The organism is Dongia rigui (genome assembly GCF_034044635.1).
Taxonomy (GTDB): domain Bacteria; phylum Pseudomonadota; class Alphaproteobacteria; order Dongiales; family Dongiaceae; genus Dongia; species Dongia rigui.
The window spans coordinates 523,292-540,598 of the sequence record NZ_JAXCLX010000001.1 but is presented as its reverse complement, the minus strand read 5'-3'; the positions used below and the strand labels follow the sequence as shown (position 1 = coordinate 540,598).

Sequence of the window (17,307 nt, the reverse complement as noted above, 5' to 3'; positions counted from 1 at the left end):
GCCGTCAGTTGCCGGTGAGATAGCGGTAGTACTCGGCGTTGAGATCCGCCATTTCCTTGGGCAGGTCCTTGCGCGCCAGGCGTTCGGCCCCGGCGGTGTCGCCTTTGAGTGCCAGCAGCAAGGCGAGGTTCTGCCGGGTTTGTGGCGAAGCGCTGGCCTGGTCGGTGGCCTGGCCCAAGGTCTCGATCGCGCCATCGAGATCGCCCGACTGCGCCTGCGACAAAGCAAGATTGTTGAGAACGTCCGGGTTGCGTGGCGACAGCATCAGCGCCTGGGCGTATTCCTCACGCGCGCGTTCGAATTGGTTCTGATAATCGAAGGCGACGCCCAGCGTCGAGAAGCTGTCCCAGGTCGCACCTTCAAGCGATGTCGCCTCCTGCAGGACCGGGATGGCCAGATTCATCTGGTCGCTGGAGACATAGGATTTGCCGAGCTCGGTGAGCAGCCGGGGCGTGCGGCCATTCTTGGCGATCAACTGGTTGAGGAGGTCGATGTCCTGCGGCGTGCTGCCGGCAAAGCGCAGGTTGCGGGCGAGGCCAAGCGCCAGTTCAAGATTGTCGGGGTCACGGCTGAGCAGCGATTGGTAATGCTGCGCCGCCTCCAGGTAGTTGTTCTGTGCCTCGGCCTGCATGGCGGCGAGCTTGAGCTGCGGGTCGACCTCGGATGGCTTGGCGGTCGCGGCTGGCGCGTCACTGGCCCCCTCGGTCGATTTGGCGCTTCCCGGCATGCTTCCGCAGGCGCCAAGGCCGAGCAGCGCACCCACCAGGAGTGCGCAGTTGGCGCCTCGTTGACCCTGTCGCCCCGCCCACCGATTGATCGCCATCATGGCCATTCCCCCATGCCCAACTTCATTCAGGCAGTTTCGCATAAATCCAAGCTAAATCCTACTATTACATAGGAAATTTAATTGAGCGTTAAGACGATTGGCGCTACGATGCAAACTTAACGGCCCACGCTTGAGGCAAGGATCGGGGATCCACATGCGTATGATCACCAAGGCCACCATTGCAGCATTCGTCCTGGCTTCGCTGGCCGTGCCCGCCTTTGCCGATGATGTCGTTCAGGTGACCTGGCGCAAGGCGCAGATCATGTCCTTCGGTGAAGGTGTCGGCGGCATCATCATCGGCGATCCGAAAGTTGTCGACGTGACGGTTGAAGCCAATGGCCAGATCGTCGTCTTCGGCAAGACCCCGGGCGAGACCAACCTCATCGTGACGGGCGCCGACAATACGGTCCTGTTCAACGCCCCCATCGTGGTGATGCCGGAAGACAATCGCCAGGTCTCCATCATCAATGCCGGCAGCGGCACCATCAGCGAGCGCAGCTGGACCTGCCTGACGCGTTGCGTCCAGGTGCTAGGTCCCGGCGGCACCAGCTATGCCTCGATCCAGCCGCAAGGCGGCGGTGCTACGGCGCCGGCAGCGGCAGCGGGCGGCAGCAACGCCGCTGCAACCGCGGCCGCGCAGCAGACGGCACAGGGCGTCGGCAACGCCAATGCAGCGACGGCGCAAGGTGCCAGCGGTGTTGTCGGCCAAGGTGGCGGAATCGTGATAACGCCCTGATCATCGTCGAGGGCAAGGGTCGCGCGACCACGCGCGATAGCACATGGCAAGAACGACCGAAACGCCATCGCAACGCGATGCGCGATGGTTGAGTGTTGAGAGGACGCATCATGGGACCCCAGCTGTTTAATCGCCCGGTGATCGGCCGCGCCTTTGGGAAATGCCGCAAGGCGGGAAGCGCTTTTGGCGCTGACCAGCGCGGTTCCGTAGCCATTTGGGTGGGCGTCGCCCTGACCGTCTTCATCGGCTGCGCCGGCCTCGCCGTCGATACGGCGCGTGGTTACATGTTGAAGGCACGCCTGTCGCAGGCCCTGGACGCGGCGGCCCTCGCCGGCGCCAAGCAGCTCGGCAGCGACAAGGTCGACAGTGACATTACCATGTTCTTCAACGCCAACTTCCCGGCGGCGCAGCTCGAGGCCACGCTGGATGGCCCTCATGTGGTGCAAGACCTTGCCAACAATACCGTCAATGTCGATGCCAAGGCCTCCATCAACACGACGCTGATGTCGGTGCTCGGATTCAAGAAGATCACCGTGGGCGCCGCAGCCAGCGCGGTACGCGGCATCAACGGCCTCGACGTCGTGATCGCCATCGATATCTCCGGCTCGATGTGCAAGCCCTGCACCAAGATCGAGGCGGCGCAAAGTGCGGCCAAGCTGCTGGTCGACACCGTCTATGCCGATCCAAATCCCAAGGAAGTCACGATCTCGGGGGTAACCTATCCACTGCTCAACATCGGCATGGTACCCTGGGGTGGCAAGGTGAACGTTTCGGACGATGGCGCCACCTATGATCCGGACAAGGTCGTCACCGAACCGGTTGGCAGCAATTTCACCAACCCGGTCACCGGTGTGACCCAGTCCGACATCTACTTCGCCAAGGACTTCACCGACGTGCGATTGCTGAGCAAGCCGCCGGCCGGATGGAAGGGCGGCGTTTACGCGCGCTATATCGATGACAACAACAATACCAATGATTCCGATCTGAAGCTCGGCTATGGCACCTATGGCGGCAAATCGTGGATTGCGTATGAGCCGATCCTGCCGGGTCAGGGTGAGCCGATCAATCCAGAGACCGTCAAATGGGATCTCACGACCGGCGGCACCTGGGGCAATGGAAAATATGCGCAGTGCGCGGAAGCTTATTGGAACGACAACGGTCTCGCCAAGACGGATCATCCGACGGGCACATCCGGCATCATCGACCGGCCGAGCTATTGGGTGAAGGGCAATCAGGGCAGCGCCACCAGCCAAGGCAATGATTGCACGCCCGTGCCCGGGCCAGGAATTCGCCGCCTGTTACCCGTGCGCAATGCGACCGAAAAGGCGGCCATGGTCACGTCGATCAATAACCTCTTCAAGGGCGTCGACACGTTATCTGAACACTATACCGATACCCCCCAGGGCTTGTTCTGGGCATGGGAAGTCCTGATGCCGGGCAAGCCCTTCGATGAAGGCAAGGCCTCGGTCCCGTTCAACCGCACTCAGGCCATCGTACTGCTGACGGACGGCATCGCGACGGGTGCCAATGGTGATTCCTATAAAGGTGCATTCGGCTTTTACACGACAGCCGCGACGACGACATCCCACGGCAAGCTGGGCGACGGCAGCTACAACAACAAGAACAACCGGCTGAAACAGCTGGCGACGGCAATCAAGGGTGCCAATCCGGCACAGGGCGTGAAGATCTATGTCGTGCAGTACGACGAACCGGATGCGACCTTGAAGGCGCTGTTGCAATCGGTCGCGACGGGAAAGAACGCCCCCTATTACTATCAGGCAAGCTCGGCCACCGATCTCGAGGCGGCGTTCAAGTCGATTGCCGCCAGCCTCTCGGTCCTGCGCCTCTCCAAGTAAGAGCTGCGCGACCACAAAATCTTGGCGCCCGGTACCGTTCGTTACTTCGGCGTGGCAGTGAGATTGGAAAAGCGCGGGCGGGTGAAGGCGCGGGTATAGATGGTTCGTTCGCTATAGATCATCGAGCCGAAGAGCGGTTCGTATTTGAAGACGATCTCGGCGACGATGATGTTCTCACCCTCACGAATGACCATCCCTGTGGGCAGGACCGGTGTGCCGCCGGTTGTGCCGATCTTGCTATAGGCAGTAAAGCTGCCGGGGCTCATCAGCTGCCAGGCCACTTTCTCGGCCGTGCCGTCGGGGTTCGACAGGGACGTGATGATGACACGACCCTTGGTGTCGAGGTCATAAGGCGACATCAAGCCGCTGGCCGCCTTGAACAGGTCATTGATCTTGGCAAGGACATTGTTGTCTTGCGCAGGATCGATCTGGGCAACGAGGTCGGCCATCGAAGCCGCAGCCCGCTCCATTTTCTGGCCGATCAACAGGTAACGCGGCACTTCGAAGGTGCCAAGGAACAGGGTCGAGAAGAAGAACAGGAACAGCGCCATTTCAACCGCCATCGAGCCGAGCTCGGCGCGGCGCGATTTCTGCAGCAAGGCGCGGATTCTGGCCATCATCCGGTTCCTCAATTCGAGCTGCTTCCAGCGTTCTTGTAGAGATTGGGCTCGTTGCGCACGACGATGGTGGCGCGCAGCGGAATCTTGCCGCTGGGCGCCAGCAGCTTGCCGACGAAAGGCGTCATTACATGCCACGGGATCTCGACGCTGTAGGAGACGACTTCGCCACCCATACCGGCGCCGTCCTGGCCGATATCGGGATCCCACACGCCGTCGCCATCGGTATCGGTAAAGGTCTCGGTGCAGCCGGTGCTGGGCGGATCGTATTTGTTGTTGTGGCAGGTCGTGTCGCTGGGGTCGTCGGGGTCGGGTGCGCTGTCGACGAAGGGCTCGGGCTGGCCGACACCGGAAAAGCTCGGATAGGTCTTCACCGAAAACACCGCCTCGTTCATGTCGACGAGATCGATCGTGTGATCGGCGAGGATGGCGCGGATCTTGTCGATGCGAGCTGAGTCGGAGGGCGTCTGGCCGGTGATGCCGTAACGCGATGCTTCCTTAAGGCCGCCCTCAAGCGTCGACTGCACCGCCATGATCATGCCAATCTCGATGGCGCCGAATGTCATCAGCAGCAGGATCGGCATGACCAGCGCGAATTCGATGATCGCGACGCCGCGATCGTCGAAACGACGGCCGCCCAAGATCACCCGGGAAATGGATAAAATTCGCTTCATTTTTTCCGTAAACCGCGTCGTCCGCCGACATGTCTTCTCCGGCGAAACCAGGGAACAGCTCGGTATCGATGTTATGCCCGCATCCGTTAAGAAAAGGATATGCCACCGGCGCATTTTGGCCAAGGGCCGCAGGAGGGCGGAACAAGGCTGCCTGCACGATGATGTAAGAAAATCGCCGCTGGTGCGGGACTTTATTGTCGCGCCTTTTCGACCCAGCCGCCGTCTTCATCCTGCTGGTAATAGACCAACTGCTGCCCGGCATTCTTGTAGTCGCGCCACTGCGCGCGCGCGGTCCCTACGGCTTCTTCGTCAAGGCCGTTGAAAAGCGTACAGACCAGGGTGAAACCCATGGCATCGAGGTCACTTGCGGGCGGTGCGCCGGCCCCGTCGCACAGCAACAGCAGCTTGGCACCGTTCGGGTTCTCGAACTGAGCGGTAAGGTAGACCGGCTGGTCGGCCGCATTGCCGTCCTTGGCCGAGCCGTGCGGCAGGAAGCTTGGCGGGTCGAAATTCCACAAATGCGCATTGAGCGCTTCGACCCGCTCGGTCGAGCCGGCCATGACCACGGCGCGGTCCTGCCGGTCGATGACGCGACGGAGGAGGCGGGTCAGCGCCTCCTCCAGCCGCGATTTCGTCAGGTGATAAAAGCGGATCTCCGCCATGGAGCCGGTTACTTGTCCTCGTAATTCCGCGCCACCAACTGCTCGAGCAGGCGCACGCCAAAGGCCGTGGCGCCCTTGGGCGTGGTTGCCTTGTCCTTCTCGCTCCAGGTGACGCCGGCGATGTCGAGATGCGCCCAGGGCGTGCCCTTCTGGATGAAGCGTTGCAGGAACTGCGCCGCGGTGATCGAGCCGCCATAGCGACCGCCGATGTTCTTCATATCGGCCGCGGGTGAATCGATCAGTCGGTCATAGGAGGGTGCCAGCGGCATGCGCCACAGCAGTTCGCCCGTCGTCTTGCCGGCGGCGATCAGCTGATCCGACAGCGTGTCGTCATTGGAAAAGAGGCCGGCATGGTCGGTACCGAGCGCCACCATGATGGCGCCGGTGAGTGTTGCCAGGTCGACGATCGCCTTGGGGCGGAAATTCTCCTGCGCATACCACAGGGCATCGGCGAGAACCAATCGGCCTTCGGCGTCGGTGTTGAGCACTTCGATGGTCTGGCCCGACATCGAGGTCACGATATCGCCGGGGCGCTGCGCCGTGCCGGACGGCATGTTCTCGACCAGGCCGATGACACCCACGGCATTGACCTTGGCCTTGCGGGCGGCCAGCGCGCGCATCACGCCGATGACGACGCCGGAGCCGCCCATGTCCCACTTCATGTCTTCCATGCCGGCCGCCGGCTTGATGGAAATGCCGCCGGTATCGAAGGTGACGCCCTTGCCGACGAAGCAAATCGGCTTCGCCTTGGAATCAGAGGCGCCATTCCACTGCATGGTGACGAGCTGGCTTTCGCGCTCCGAGCCCTGGCCGACGCCAAGGAGGGCGCCCATGCCGAGCTTCTTCATTTCCTTCTCGCCGAGGATCTGGACGGTGACGCCGAGTTCGGCGAGGGTCGCTGCTTCCTTTGCGAGCGTCGCCGGGTAGATGATGTTGGCGGGTTCCGAAACCAGGTTGCGCGTCATGTTGACGGAATCGACAATCTTGTCGAGCGGATCGAAGGCCTTCTTGGCGCCGGCCGGATCGCTGAGCGTGATTGTCAGCTTCTTGAGGGTCGGCTTGTGCTCGGGCTTTTCCTTGGTGCGGTACTTGTCGAACCGGTAGGAGCGGAGGCGGGCGCCCATACCGATCCGGGCGGCGATTTCAGCCTCGCTGAGGGCACAGCCGGCGGGCGTTTCGACGGCGATGGTCGCCTCCCGTTCGCCAGCGCCGTTAAGGGCTGCGACCAAGCGGCCACCGATCGCCTCGACGGCAGCGGCATCGAGCTTGGCGGGGTTGCCGAAGCCGGCCAGAATCAGCCGGGTGGCGTCAAGGCCGGCCGGGGCCAGCACGATCAACTGCTCGTCCGCGCCGCCTTTGAAGCGGCTGGCATTGAGCGCGCGCGACACGGCACCCTTTGTGGCCTTTTCCGCCTGGGCGGCGGCGGCGGTCAGCTTGCGACCTTCCAAGACGCCGACGACATACGCGCCCTGAGCGGGCACTTCCGGCTTGGCAAAGGTGACCTTCATCTTGATTTCTCCTGCTTTTTCGCAATCTGGCCACGCGTAACGGCGCTTCTAGCCGAGCTTCGGTGGCGCGAGGGAACTGTCCTGGATGCGACGCGGCGATTGCCAAGCGGAGGCGAGTCGACGGCCAGCATATTTGCAAGCCTTAGCACAAAGGGATTTCCGCCGCCAATGCCGCTTAACACCGTCGCGGCAGGTGCCAAGCTACTGAAATCTGTGGACGAATAGGTCCGGCATGCTACTTTAGCCGCCAGAGTCCCGGCTCGCCAAAGCCGGTCGTAAAAATGTCCAGCGGGGCGGTTTGGGGGTAGATTTTGGCGCGGTTCGATTTGATGGGTTCAGCCTTTGGCGCTGCCCTCTATGGCGTTGTCATTGCCATGGGGACGGTGAGCCCTGCCAAGGCGGACGACACCGTCCATCTGGTGGCCGACGAAGTCGGCTATGACGAGGATTTCGGCATATACGTCGCGCGCGGCCATGTCGAGGCGCAGCGCGGCGACAAGATCATCATGGCCGACACGCTGACCTACAACGAGCGGACCAAGACCGTCACCGCCAACGGCAATGTCGCCATGCTGCTGCCGAACGGCGACACGATGTTCGGCAACTACGTCGACGTGACCGAGGATTTCAACGACGGCATCGTGCAGGGCTTCAAAGGCCTGTTCAAGGACCAGTCACGCCTCGCCGCGCAAACGGCGCAACGCGTCGACGGCAACAAGATGATCTTGAAGAATGCGGTCTATACGCCGTGTCTGCCCTGCCGCACCGACCCATCGCGCCAGCCGATCTGGCAGGTGAAGGCGCGCGAGGTCGTGCAAGACGACGTCGCCCAGACCATCACCTACGACAATGCCTGGATGGAAATGTGGGGTGTCCCGGTTTTCTGGACGCCGTACTTCCAGCACCCGGCACCGGGCGTCAAACGCGCCACCGGATTGCTCGAGCCGCGCATCTCGGCCTCATCGGGCCGCGCCGGCTACCAATATGCCCAGCCCTATTTCATCGCCTTGGGTCCGGACAAGGACCTTACCCTGACGCCGATCGTGCGCATCGGCGGCGATCCGGATTCCGCGGGTGCCGTGGGCGACGTGGAATATCGCCAGCATGTACGCGAGGGCGCCTTCCGCCTGGAAGTTTCCGGCACCCAGGAAGACCGCGTCGGCAACGAGGACACCTCGGTCGTCAAGAACAACGAGTTCCGCGGGCATCTCGAGGCGGATGGCCTGTTCGAGATCAATCGCGATTGGCGCTGGGGCTTCAACAACAAGGTGACGACCGACAAGTCGTATCTGCGCCAGTATCATTTCGGCTCACCCGACTGGCTGGAAAACCAGCTCTGGGCCGAAGGGTTCTTCGGTCGCTCTTACTTCGATGCCCGCGCCATGGGCTTTCAGTCGACCGACAAGGATTTCGATTCCGACAACGCGCCGATGGTGCTGCCGTCGATCAACTACAATTTTGTCAGCGAACCGGGCCAATACGGTTCCTATTGGGGCCTCAACCTCAACACCCGCAACATCGTGCGCACGGACGACCGCGATTCCTTGCGCTTCTCCGCTAGCCCCAGCTGGACGCTGCCCTATACCAGCTCGATTGGCGACATTTACGAAATGAAGCTGTCGTTCCAGAGTGACCTGTATATCGTCAACGACGTCGACAAGAATTCGGATGCCGTGAACGGCGGTGATTTCGACGGCGTCGCAGGCCGCTTCTTTCCGGAAGCCAGCTTCAAATGGCACTATCCCTTCGTCCATCCCGGTCAAACGATCACCCAGGTTTTCCAGCCGATTGCGCAACTGGTGCTGGCGCCGGATTGCTGCAACACCGGCAAGATTCCCAACGACGACAGCCGTGCCTTTGAATGGGACGACACCAAGGTGTTCGATTCCGATCGCTTCGCCGGTGGCGACCGGGTCGATTCCGGCTCGCGCTTCAATTACGGCGCCGAGTGGACGGGCTATCTCCCCGATGGCGGTTCGCTCGACGTGTTCCTGGGGCAAAGCCTGCGCTTCTGGAACGACGGCGACGAAGTGCGTGACGGCAGCGGCATCGATGACGATCTGTCGGATCTGGTCGGCCGCGTTGTCGTGGCGCCGGCCGACTGGCTCGATTTGACCTACCGTTTCCGCCTGGATGTCGAAGATTTCGACATGAACCGGCAGGATATGGGGCTGTCGATCGGGCCGGAAGAACTGAATGGCTGGATCAACTACGTCCAGATCGAGGATGATGTCGAAGGCGGCAAGGAAGAGCAGATCGGGGCCGGTGTGCGCGCCAAGATAGGCGAATTCTGGACAGTCGGCGCGCAAGGCAGCTACGACATCCACGACAACGATCTGCTCGCGGTCGGATCGATGCTGGAATACCAGGACGAATGCTTCGGCATGTTGCTTAAGGCCAGCTACGCGCCGGAGAGCGACGAAGACGATACCAGCGGCGATTTTACTGCCTTAGTCCAGTTCCGTTTCACCAATCTCGGCAATATCGGGTCGAGTTTCTAAAGGCCCTTAAGGCCAGAGCTTGGGATAGTTGGTTTTGATGACGATGTTCTTCAACAGATTGCACGTAATCGTGCTGACCCTTGGCGTTCTTCTGGGCGCTGTCGTTGCACCGATGCAGCCGGCGTCGGCGCAGGACGCGCTCAAGATCGTGGCGGTCGTCAACGAAGACATCATCACTGAACTCGACCTCTTCATGCGCATGCGCCTCGCCATGGTTTCGGCCAAGCTCACCGACACGCCGGAGACGCGACAGCGACTGCTGCCCACCTTGCTGCGCACCATGATCGACGAGCGGCTCAAGAACCAGGAAGCAAAACGGCAGAATGTCCCTGTTGCGGCCGGCGAAGTGCAGCAGCGCATCGACGATCTTGCCAAGCGCAACGGCCTCAGCACCGAGCAGTTCGCCGCGACATTGGAAAGCAACGGCATCCTGATCGACACGCTGGCCGACCAGATCAAGACCGAACTTGCCTGGGCTCGCCTTGTGCAGCGCAAGCTGCGCTCGCAGGTCAAGATCACGGATGAAGAAATCGACCAGGCGCTTGCCAACATGCAGGCGGCACAGGGCCAGACCGAATATCGCCTGTCGCAGATCTACCTCTCGGCCGGCAGCGGCGACGAGGCCAGCGTTCAGCAATCGGCACAGCGGCTGAAGGAACAGTTGGAGCAGGGCGCCGACTTTGCCGCCCTGGCCAGCGAATTTTCCCAGGATCAGGGCGCCATTCGCGGCGGCGATTGGGGCTGGGTGCGTCTCGATATGCTGGATCCGCCGGTGGCCCAGGTGGTGCAGTCGCTGCAACCGGGCCAGATTGGCGGACCGGTGCGCGGCGCCGGCGGCTATTATGTCGTGACCGTCAAGGCGTCACGCGTCATCGACGCGCGAACGGTTTCGGCGGGCACGGTTGAAATGGAGCAGATCGTGTGGTCGCTCCCGACCGATGCCGCTGACTCGGAAGTGCGCAAGGCGATTTCCCAGGCCAATCCGCTCATTTCACGGGTCCAGTCCTGTGCCGACCTGGCCAACATCGCCGGTGACGCCAAGCCGGGCGTTTATCGCAATCTCGGCAATGTTCTGGTGCAGGACCTGCCGGCCGAGGTGCAGTCCTATGCGCTCAACCAGCCGATCGGCGAGCCCACGCCGCCACTGCGGACCAACCGCGGTGTTGGCATCTATGTCGTGTGCAGCCGTGGTGCCGGTGACGATGCGTCGCTCTCGCGCGTTAGCGTCGCCGACCGTCTCGGTCGGCAGCGTCTTGATACGCTGGCGCGCGGCTATCTTTCCGATCTGCGGCGCGCGGCGGTGATCGACATCCGCCTATGAACGGCGATCCTACCGACCGCAGCGAAGGCAATGCCGGCAAGGTACCGCCGCTGCCACCACTGCGTGACGTGATTGCCAGGCATGGTCTCAGCGCCAATCGCGCCCTTGGCCAGAACTTCCTTTTCGATCTCAATCTGACGGGCCGCATTGCCCGGGCCGCGGCGCCACTCGATGCCGGGACGGTCATTGAAATCGGCCCCGGCCCCGGCGGCCTGACGCGGGCGTTGCTCGACCACGGCGCAGGCGCGGTCATCGTGATCGAGCGGGACCGCCGCTTCCTGCCCGTGCTGGCCGAAATCTCAGCCGCCTATCCCGGCCGCCTGCAGGTGATCGAGGGTGATGCCTTGAAGGTCGACGCCGCCAAGCTCGGCTCTGCCCCGCGCCGCATCGTCGCCAACCTGCCTTACAACGTGGCAACACCCTTGTTGCTAGGTTGGCTCGACGCCGGGACCGCCTTCACCAGCCTCACCCTGATGTTCCAGAAGGAGGTGGCCGAGCGCCTGCTGGCGCGCCCGAAGACAAAGGATTACGGCCGCCTCACCATCGCAGCGCAATGGCGTGCCGACGTGAAACGCCTGTTCGACATTCCGCCCAGGGCCTTCACGCCGCCGCCCAAGGTGACGTCGACCGTCGTGCAACTGATTCCCCGTGCCGAGCCGTTGTTTGCGGCCGATGCCACGATGCTGGAACGGGTCACGGCGGCAGCCTTCGGCCAGCGCCGCAAGATGCTGCGCCAATCCCTGCGGCAAGTGTCGCCCCAAGCCGACGAGGTGCTGGTGGCCACCGGGATTGCGCCGACCGCGCGCGGCGAAGAACTCAGCATCGAACAGTTTTGCGCCTTGGCGCGTGCCTTCAAGGCAGAGGGGCCTACTGGCCCTCGCGCAGGCCTTTGACGAAATCGGTCAAGCCGATCTGACGTTGGCGCCGCAGCCGTTCGGCACGCAGGATCGCCCGCACGCTTTCGACGCTGGAATCGATATCGTGGTTGACGATGATATAGTCGTATTCGGCCCAGTGGCTCATTTCATCAGCCGCCTTGGCCATGCGCTTGGCGACGACTTCGGCGCTGTCTTGGGCGCGGGTGTGCAGGCGGCGCTCCAATTCACGTGTCGACGGCGGCAGCACGAAGACGCTCACTAAATCCTCGCGGGCATTGTGGGCCAGCTGCTGCGTGCCCTGCCAGTCGATGTCGAACAGGATGTCGCGGCCACGGGCGATCTCCCTGGCAACCTGCGCCTTCGGGGTGCCGTAGTAATTGTCGAAGACCTTCGCGTATTCCAGGAACTCGCTGCGATTGATCATCAGGTTGAATTCGGTGGGGTCGACGAAATGGTAATCGACACCCGCCGTCTCGCCCGGCCGCTTGGCCCGCGTCGTCGCCGAAACCGACAAGGCCAATTGCGGTTCGAGTTCCAGCAAGCGGCGCGAGATCGTCGTCTTGCCGGCACCAGAGGGCGAGGACAGGACCAGCATTAACCCGCGCCGGCGAATATCGATGAAAGCGGAATTGTCGGTGGCGGTCACGGCCCGGGTCTCGCGTCTATTCAATGTTCTGGATCTGCTCGCGCAGCTGCTCGATGGCTGCCTTAAGCTCGATGCCAAGATTGGTCAAGGCAAGATCGGCTGCCTTGGAACACAGCGTGTTGGCTTCGCGGTTGAATTCCTGGCACAGGAAATCCATTTTGCGCCCCACGGCGCCACCCTTCTTGATGAGATCCCGGGCAGCGGCGACGTGGGCTGCCAGGCGATCGATCTCCTCGCGCACATCGGCACGACCGGCGACCAGCGCCAATTCCTGCGCCAGGCGCTCCGGGTCGACGGGAATGCCATCCGGCATCAAATCGCGCAATTGCTCTTCCAATCGACGGCGGATGTTGATCGGCTGTGCGCCCGCCGTGTCGACCGCGGCCACACGCAACCTTTCGACCTCGTCGAGATGTCCGCCAACCACATCGGCCAGGCGCTTGCCTTCGACCCGGCGCATCGCGCCCAGCTCCGTCATGGCCTGCTTGAGGCCGGCCTCGATCGCCTGCTGTCGGCGAGCCAGGGTCTCGGCATCCACCGGCGGCGTTTCCAGTTCCAGCACGCCTTTGAGGCCGAGCAGGCCGTCAAGGCTGGGTGGGCGCGCCTCCACCCGGCCCTGCATCTCGCCGACCAGCGCAAGGATCTGGTCAAGGGCTGCGCGATTGACGGACAGGCGGCCGCGGCTCGCCACATCGTCGACGGTCAAATTGGCGGAAAGATTGCCGCGCTTCAGATACTCGGCGGCGGCCTGTCGCACGATGCCGTCCATGGCCTCGAATCCCTGCGGCACCCGGCAGCGCACATCCAGCGACCGGCCGTTGACCGATTTCAGCTCCCAGGTCCACAGAAAGTCACCGACCGCGCCGCTCGTGCGCGCGAATCCGGTCATGCTGGCAATCGACACAGGCTACCCCCTTGAAATGTGGTCGCCATCATCAAGTAAGCCTGCCCGGCTGGCAAGTCATCGGCGCAGATTGTGCTAAGCTGGGGCCAAAGTGGGGACAAATGAACAGTGAATTCAAATCGATCCTGATCACGGGTGCCAGTTCCGGCCTGGGCGCTGCCCTGGCGCATCGCTATGCGCGTCCGGGCGTCCATCTTCACCTCGGCGCCCGCCGTGCCGACCTGCTGTCCACGGTTGCCGAGGGCTGCCGGGCCAAGGGGGCCGCGGTCGCCGTCGAGTCTATTGATGTGACGGCGCGCGACAGGATGGCGGAATGGACACACCGCGCCCACCGCACGCAGCCGCTCGACCTTGTCATCGCCAATGCCGGCATATCCGGTGGCACCCATGATGGGGTGGAGAGCGACGACCAAGTCCGCGCCATCTTCTCGGTCAATCTCGACGGTGTTCTGAATACGATATTGCCGGTCATTCCCCTGCTGACCGCACAGCGACGCGGTCAGATCGGCATTATGGGATCACTTGCCGGCCATCGCGGATTTCCCGGGGCACCGGCCTATTGCGGATCGAAAGCGGCCGTGAAGGTGTGGGGTGAGGGCCTGCGCGGCGACCTCAAGCCGCATCACGTCGGTGTCAGCGTCATTCTGCCCGGCTTCGTCGAAACGCCGATGACGGACGTCAACAATTTCAAGATGCCGTTTCTGATGTCCGTCGAAAAAGCCGCAGGCATCATTGAAGAAGGCCTTGCCCGCAACAAGGCGCGCATCGCCTTTCCCTGGCCGACGGCGTTCGTCGCCTGGCTGCTCGGTACATTGCCCCCTGCCTGGACGGATCCGTTGTTGCGGGCAGCACCGCGCAAGGGCTAGCGCGCTCGCATGGTCACCCGGGGTACCATACCTTGCGCGGGTCCTGCGCTGTGCGTTGATAATTGAAGGCGGCGTCGATCATCTTCTTGGTGTCGTAGGTCGGTCGCCAGCCCAACTCGTATTTGGCGCGCGTGTTGTCGAGCCAATTGGAGTGGTACGAACTGGGTATGTCGATCGATGGCAGGCCGCGCGTCGCCTTGAGATGTGCCGCGACGACGCCGTAATCCACTGGCTCGTCCATCGAGATGTTGTAGAGCCGCCCCTTCGTCACCGGGTTGGCGAGCGCCAGGCGAATGGCGGCGCTGAGATCCGCAACATGCACGAAATTGCGCTTCAGCGGCCGGCCATGGGCATCGCGCAGCAGCGGCACGGTGCCGGCGGCACGGCATTGCGCGGCAACCTCGGCCGATACCATCGTCTTCCAGTCCGGTCCGCCAAAGAGGTCATCGCCGAAAGAGAGGGTATAGCGGAAATCGTCCTTCTCCATGATCCAGGGCGCCCTGAGGCAGCAGGCATCGATGCCGTATTGAATGCCGAACTGCGTCAGCATCACTTCTTCCAACACCTTGGAGAGGGCATAGCAGCCGGGATAGGCCATATGCGGCTGTGCCTCGGTAATCGGGCCATCATGCTCATAGAAGAAATGGCCAATGCCCGCATCGCCGCCGATCAGGATGAATTGCTGCGCGCTGGGCGATTGGCGGAAGGCTTCCAACAGCCAGAACAGGCCTTTGACGGTCACATCCATGACCGTTTCGGGAATCTCTTTGCATGTGGCGAGGTGCACGACATGGGTAACGCCGGCCATCGCCCGGTCGACTGCGTCGCGTTCGGCGATATTGCCGTGGACGATCTCGACACGGTCATGGGGGGCAGGGGTGCGGTTATGGCACAGGGCGCGGATGCGGGCGCCCTGCCATTTCGGGTCCTGCAATATATCGGCGATGAGATGTGCCCCAACCTTGCCCGTGGCGCCCGTGACCAGCAACAGCATCGCCTCTCTCCCCTTCAGTGTTGATCCAAAACCGCCAAGCTGGCATTGACCGATGCACGTTCGACCAGCGGGCACTCGACCTTGATCTGCGCCGGCCGCTTTTCCGGCCGCGGCGCATGGTCGATCAGGTATTCGGCTGCCAGCACACCCATGTCGAAATGCGGCAGCAATATGGTTGTGAGAGCCGGGCGCATGAACTGGGCGATCTCGCGGTCGTCATAACCGATCACAGCGACATCATCCGGGATACGCTTGCCCATTTCCTTCAACGCTTCGAAGCAGCCCAAGGCCATCAGGTCATTGGCGCAAAAGATGGCGGTCGGCGGGTCCTTCAGCTTCATCAAGGCATAAGCCTGTTCGTAGCCGGCCGAGGGCTCCCAATTGCCGGGTCGCACCAGCTTGGCATCGAATGGGATCTCGTGGCTGGCCAAGGCCTGGCGATAGCCTTTCAGGCGGTCGCGCATCGCATCCATCCACACCTCTCCCTCGATGAGGCCAATGCGATTGTGGCCCGCATCGATCAATCGTTCGGTCGCAGTGCGGCCACCCAGCACTTCGCCAGGCATGATGGAGGGCAAGGAGCGGTCTGCCACATGGCAATTGAGCAGCACAGTGGGCAGGCCGGCAAAAGCGGGCGAGGGAGCGATCTGGCGGGTCTGGATCGTGCCATAGATCAGGCCCAGTATCGGCTGGTCCAGGAACTGCGCATGCGCTGCCCGTTCCATATTGGCATCGCCCTTGGTGACGGCGACACTCACGGTGAGGCCAAATTCCCAGGCCTTTTCACGAATGCCATCAAGGGCGATCGCGCACCAGGGATCGGTCGACATTTCGTCGACCATGACGCCGATCATGGTTGCCGTGGTGGCTGAGACGCGCTCCGGCTCGCGGCGGATCAGCCGGTAGCCAAGCTGCTTGGCCGCGTCCAGCACGCGCTGCCGCGTATGCCCGGAGAGCCGCGCCCCCAAAGCATCATTGAGAACGAGCGAGACAGTGGTCTGCGAGACGCCGGCAAGCGTCGCAATATCGGTCATGGTGGCACCACGCCGGCTGGTCGCCTGCGGTCTGCCCTGGGTCCTGCGCGATGCCGGATCGGACTTCGATGATGGTCGGTCGGCGCTCATGCAATCCTTCGAAATCCAACAGGGCGGAACTTTAGGAGACCGGGACGAGTCCTGTCATCCATCCGAATTTGCGCATATTAGCAACTGCAACATATTGTTTCGCAATAATTATTAAATGTGATAAATTAGCAATTGACGGGATATTAGCACCAGTGAAACACTCAATGGAAGCGGCGCAGTCAAGAACGCCGACATGGGCTCGGAACGGGCCTCAACGACAAACATCTCAATGGGAGGTTCCTCGTGAAGACCCTTATCTCTGCTCTCGTCTCCGGCGCGATCATGCTGGCGGCGACCCAAGCCATGGCGGAAGAGAAGAAACAGCTCGCCTTCATCGTGAATGCCGCCTCTGATTTCTGGAAGCTCGCGGAAGCGGGAGTGAAGAAAGCGCAAGGAGAACTGCCGAACTATGATTTGCAGTTCAAGTATCCGGCGCAAGGCACCGCAGCGTTGCAGAACGCGCTGATGGATGACCTCGTTGCCGCCGGTACCGACGCCATCATGATCTCGTCAGTCGATCCGAAGACCTCGGTCGATGCATTCAATCGCATCGCCGCACAGGTGCCGCTCTTCACCACCGACAGCGACGCACCCGACAGCAACCGTATTGCTTATCTCGGCTCCTCCAACACCGCAGCCGGCGTGCAGGCGGGTGAAATTGCCGTGAAGGTCTTGCCGAACGGCGGCAAGTGCATGGGCTTCGTGGGCTTCCTCGGCGCCGACAATGCCAAGGAACGTATTGCCGGCTTCAAACAGGCCGTAGAAGGCAAGGGAATCGAGCTGGTCGACGTCCGCGGCGACGATGTCGATTTCGCCCGTGCGCGCAGCAATGTCGACGACGTGCTGGCGGCCAATCCGGAAATCAACTGCATGGTCGGGTTCTACTCCTACAACCCGCCCAAGATCTACGAAGCGCTGCAGGCGGCCGGCAAGCTCGGCCAGATCACCGTCGTCGCTTTCGACGAAGACCCGATCACCCTGGGCGCCGTCAAGGATGGCAGCTTTGCCGGCACCGTGGTGCAGCAGCCGTTCGAATGGGGCTATCAGGGCATGAAGCTGATGGCCGCCTATCTCGAAGGCGACAAGTCGCAGATCCCGGATAACAAATTGATCATCGTGCCGACCAAAGTCATCGACAAAGGCAATGTCGAGGAGTTTGAAGCCAATCTGAAGGCGACGCTCGGCAAATAGCCT

General features: G+C 62.1%; 16 protein-coding genes. 7 read left to right on the top strand and 9 right to left on the bottom strand.

The window, feature by feature from the left end; genetic code table 11:
- Positions 1–4 precede the first annotated feature (4 nt).
- Entirely contained in the window at positions 5–826 is an 822-nt protein-coding gene (locus tag SMD31_RS02485) for a tetratricopeptide repeat protein (protein ID WP_320499101.1), read from the bottom strand.
- 154 nt (positions 827–980) lie between these two features.
- On the opposite strand from SMD31_RS02485, the gene SMD31_RS02480 reads away from it, so the two are divergent.
- On the top strand, positions 981–1,562 hold the full coding sequence (locus SMD31_RS02480) for a pilus assembly protein N-terminal domain-containing protein (RefSeq protein WP_320499100.1): 582 nt from the start codon (positions 981–983) through the stop codon (positions 1,560–1,562).
- Between the two features lie 110 nt (positions 1,563–1,672).
- On the top strand, positions 1,673–3,418 hold the full coding sequence (locus tag SMD31_RS02475) for a pilus assembly protein TadG-related protein (protein ID WP_320499099.1): 1,746 nt from the start codon (positions 1,673–1,675) through the stop codon (positions 3,416–3,418).
- 41 nt (positions 3,419–3,459) lie between these two features.
- On the opposite strand, the gene SMD31_RS02470 is transcribed toward SMD31_RS02475, so the two are convergent.
- From SMD31_RS02470 to SMD31_RS02455, 4 genes are all read right to left on the bottom strand, one after another.
- A complete protein-coding gene (locus SMD31_RS02470; protein ID WP_320499098.1) occupies positions 3,460–4,038 on the bottom strand; it encodes a TadE/TadG family type IV pilus assembly protein in 579 nt (192 codons plus the stop codon).
- Positions 4,039–4,046: 8 nt separating this feature from the next.
- Positions 4,047–4,709: a TadE/TadG family type IV pilus assembly protein gene (locus tag SMD31_RS02465; RefSeq protein WP_320499096.1), complete on the bottom strand. Its 663-nt coding sequence runs from the start codon at positions 4,707–4,709 to the stop codon at positions 4,047–4,049.
- 191 nt (positions 4,710–4,900) lie between these two features.
- Positions 4,901–5,371 (bottom strand): DNA polymerase III subunit chi, encoded by a 471-nt coding sequence (locus SMD31_RS02460; RefSeq protein ID WP_320499095.1) that lies wholly within the window; start codon positions 5,369–5,371, stop codon positions 4,901–4,903.
- Positions 5,372–5,379: 8 nt separating this feature from the next.
- Positions 5,380–6,879 carry a leucyl aminopeptidase gene (locus SMD31_RS02455; protein ID WP_320499094.1) on the bottom strand — a complete coding sequence of 500 codons (1,500 nt, stop codon included), beginning with the start codon at positions 6,877–6,879 and terminating at the stop codon, positions 5,380–5,382.
- A 329-nt stretch (positions 6,880–7,208) separates the two neighbouring features.
- On the opposite strand from SMD31_RS02455, the gene SMD31_RS02450 reads away from it, so the two are divergent.
- From SMD31_RS02450 to rsmA, 3 genes are read left to right on the top strand one after another with little or no spacing between them, the layout of a single operon-like run.
- Positions 7,209–9,380 (top strand): LPS-assembly protein LptD, encoded by a 2,172-nt coding sequence (locus tag SMD31_RS02450; protein WP_320499093.1) that lies wholly within the window; start codon positions 7,209–7,211, stop codon positions 9,378–9,380.
- Positions 9,381–9,417: 37 nt separating this feature from the next.
- Positions 9,418–10,701 carry a peptidylprolyl isomerase gene (locus SMD31_RS02445; RefSeq protein WP_320499092.1) on the top strand — a complete coding sequence of 428 codons (1,284 nt, stop codon included), beginning with the start codon at positions 9,418–9,420 and terminating at the stop codon, positions 10,699–10,701.
- The gene (rsmA, locus tag SMD31_RS02440; RefSeq protein ID WP_320499091.1) at positions 10,698–11,594 is read left to right on the top strand and encodes a 16S rRNA (adenine(1518)-N(6)/adenine(1519)-N(6))-dimethyltransferase RsmA; all 897 of its coding nucleotides are present in this window, start codon (positions 10,698–10,700) and stop codon (positions 11,592–11,594) included. The genes SMD31_RS02445 and rsmA overlap by 4 nt, the downstream gene beginning before the upstream one ends.
- On the opposite strand, the gene gmk is transcribed toward rsmA, so the two are convergent.
- Together gmk and SMD31_RS02430 are read right to left on the bottom strand one after the other, a co-directional pair.
- Positions 11,569–12,174 carry a guanylate kinase gene (gene gmk / locus SMD31_RS02435; RefSeq protein WP_320500997.1) on the bottom strand — a complete coding sequence of 202 codons (606 nt, stop codon included), beginning with the start codon at positions 12,172–12,174 and terminating at the stop codon, positions 11,569–11,571. The two genes, rsmA and gmk, sit on opposite strands and share 26 nt — an antisense overlap.
- A gap of 67 nt (positions 12,175–12,241) precedes the next feature.
- On the bottom strand, positions 12,242–13,114 hold the full coding sequence (locus tag SMD31_RS02430; protein ID WP_320499089.1) for a YicC/YloC family endoribonuclease: 873 nt from the start codon (positions 13,112–13,114) through the stop codon (positions 12,242–12,244).
- Between the two features lie 116 nt (positions 13,115–13,230).
- Here SMD31_RS02430 and SMD31_RS02425 point away from each other — a divergent pair, with 116 nt between their 5' ends.
- The gene (locus SMD31_RS02425; RefSeq protein WP_320499087.1) at positions 13,231–13,995 is read left to right on the top strand and encodes an SDR family NAD(P)-dependent oxidoreductase; all 765 of its coding nucleotides are present in this window, start codon (positions 13,231–13,233) and stop codon (positions 13,993–13,995) included.
- Positions 13,996–14,008: 13 nt separating this feature from the next.
- Here the strand turns inward: SMD31_RS02425 and SMD31_RS02420 are convergent, their stop codons facing one another.
- Together SMD31_RS02420 and SMD31_RS02415 are read right to left on the bottom strand one after the other, a co-directional pair.
- On the bottom strand, positions 14,009–14,989 hold the full coding sequence (locus SMD31_RS02420) for an NAD-dependent epimerase/dehydratase family protein (RefSeq protein WP_320499085.1): 981 nt from the start codon (positions 14,987–14,989) through the stop codon (positions 14,009–14,011).
- A 14-nt stretch (positions 14,990–15,003) separates the two neighbouring features.
- Complete coding sequence (locus SMD31_RS02415) at positions 15,004–16,113, bottom strand: LacI family DNA-binding transcriptional regulator (protein ID WP_320499083.1); 1,110 nt, start codon at positions 16,111–16,113, stop codon at positions 15,004–15,006.
- Between the two features lie 243 nt (positions 16,114–16,356).
- On the opposite strand from SMD31_RS02415, the gene SMD31_RS02410 reads away from it, so the two are divergent.
- Positions 16,357–17,304: a sugar-binding protein gene (locus SMD31_RS02410; protein WP_320499081.1), complete on the top strand. Its 948-nt coding sequence runs from the start codon at positions 16,357–16,359 to the stop codon at positions 17,302–17,304.
- Positions 17,305–17,307: the final 3 nt, after the last annotated feature.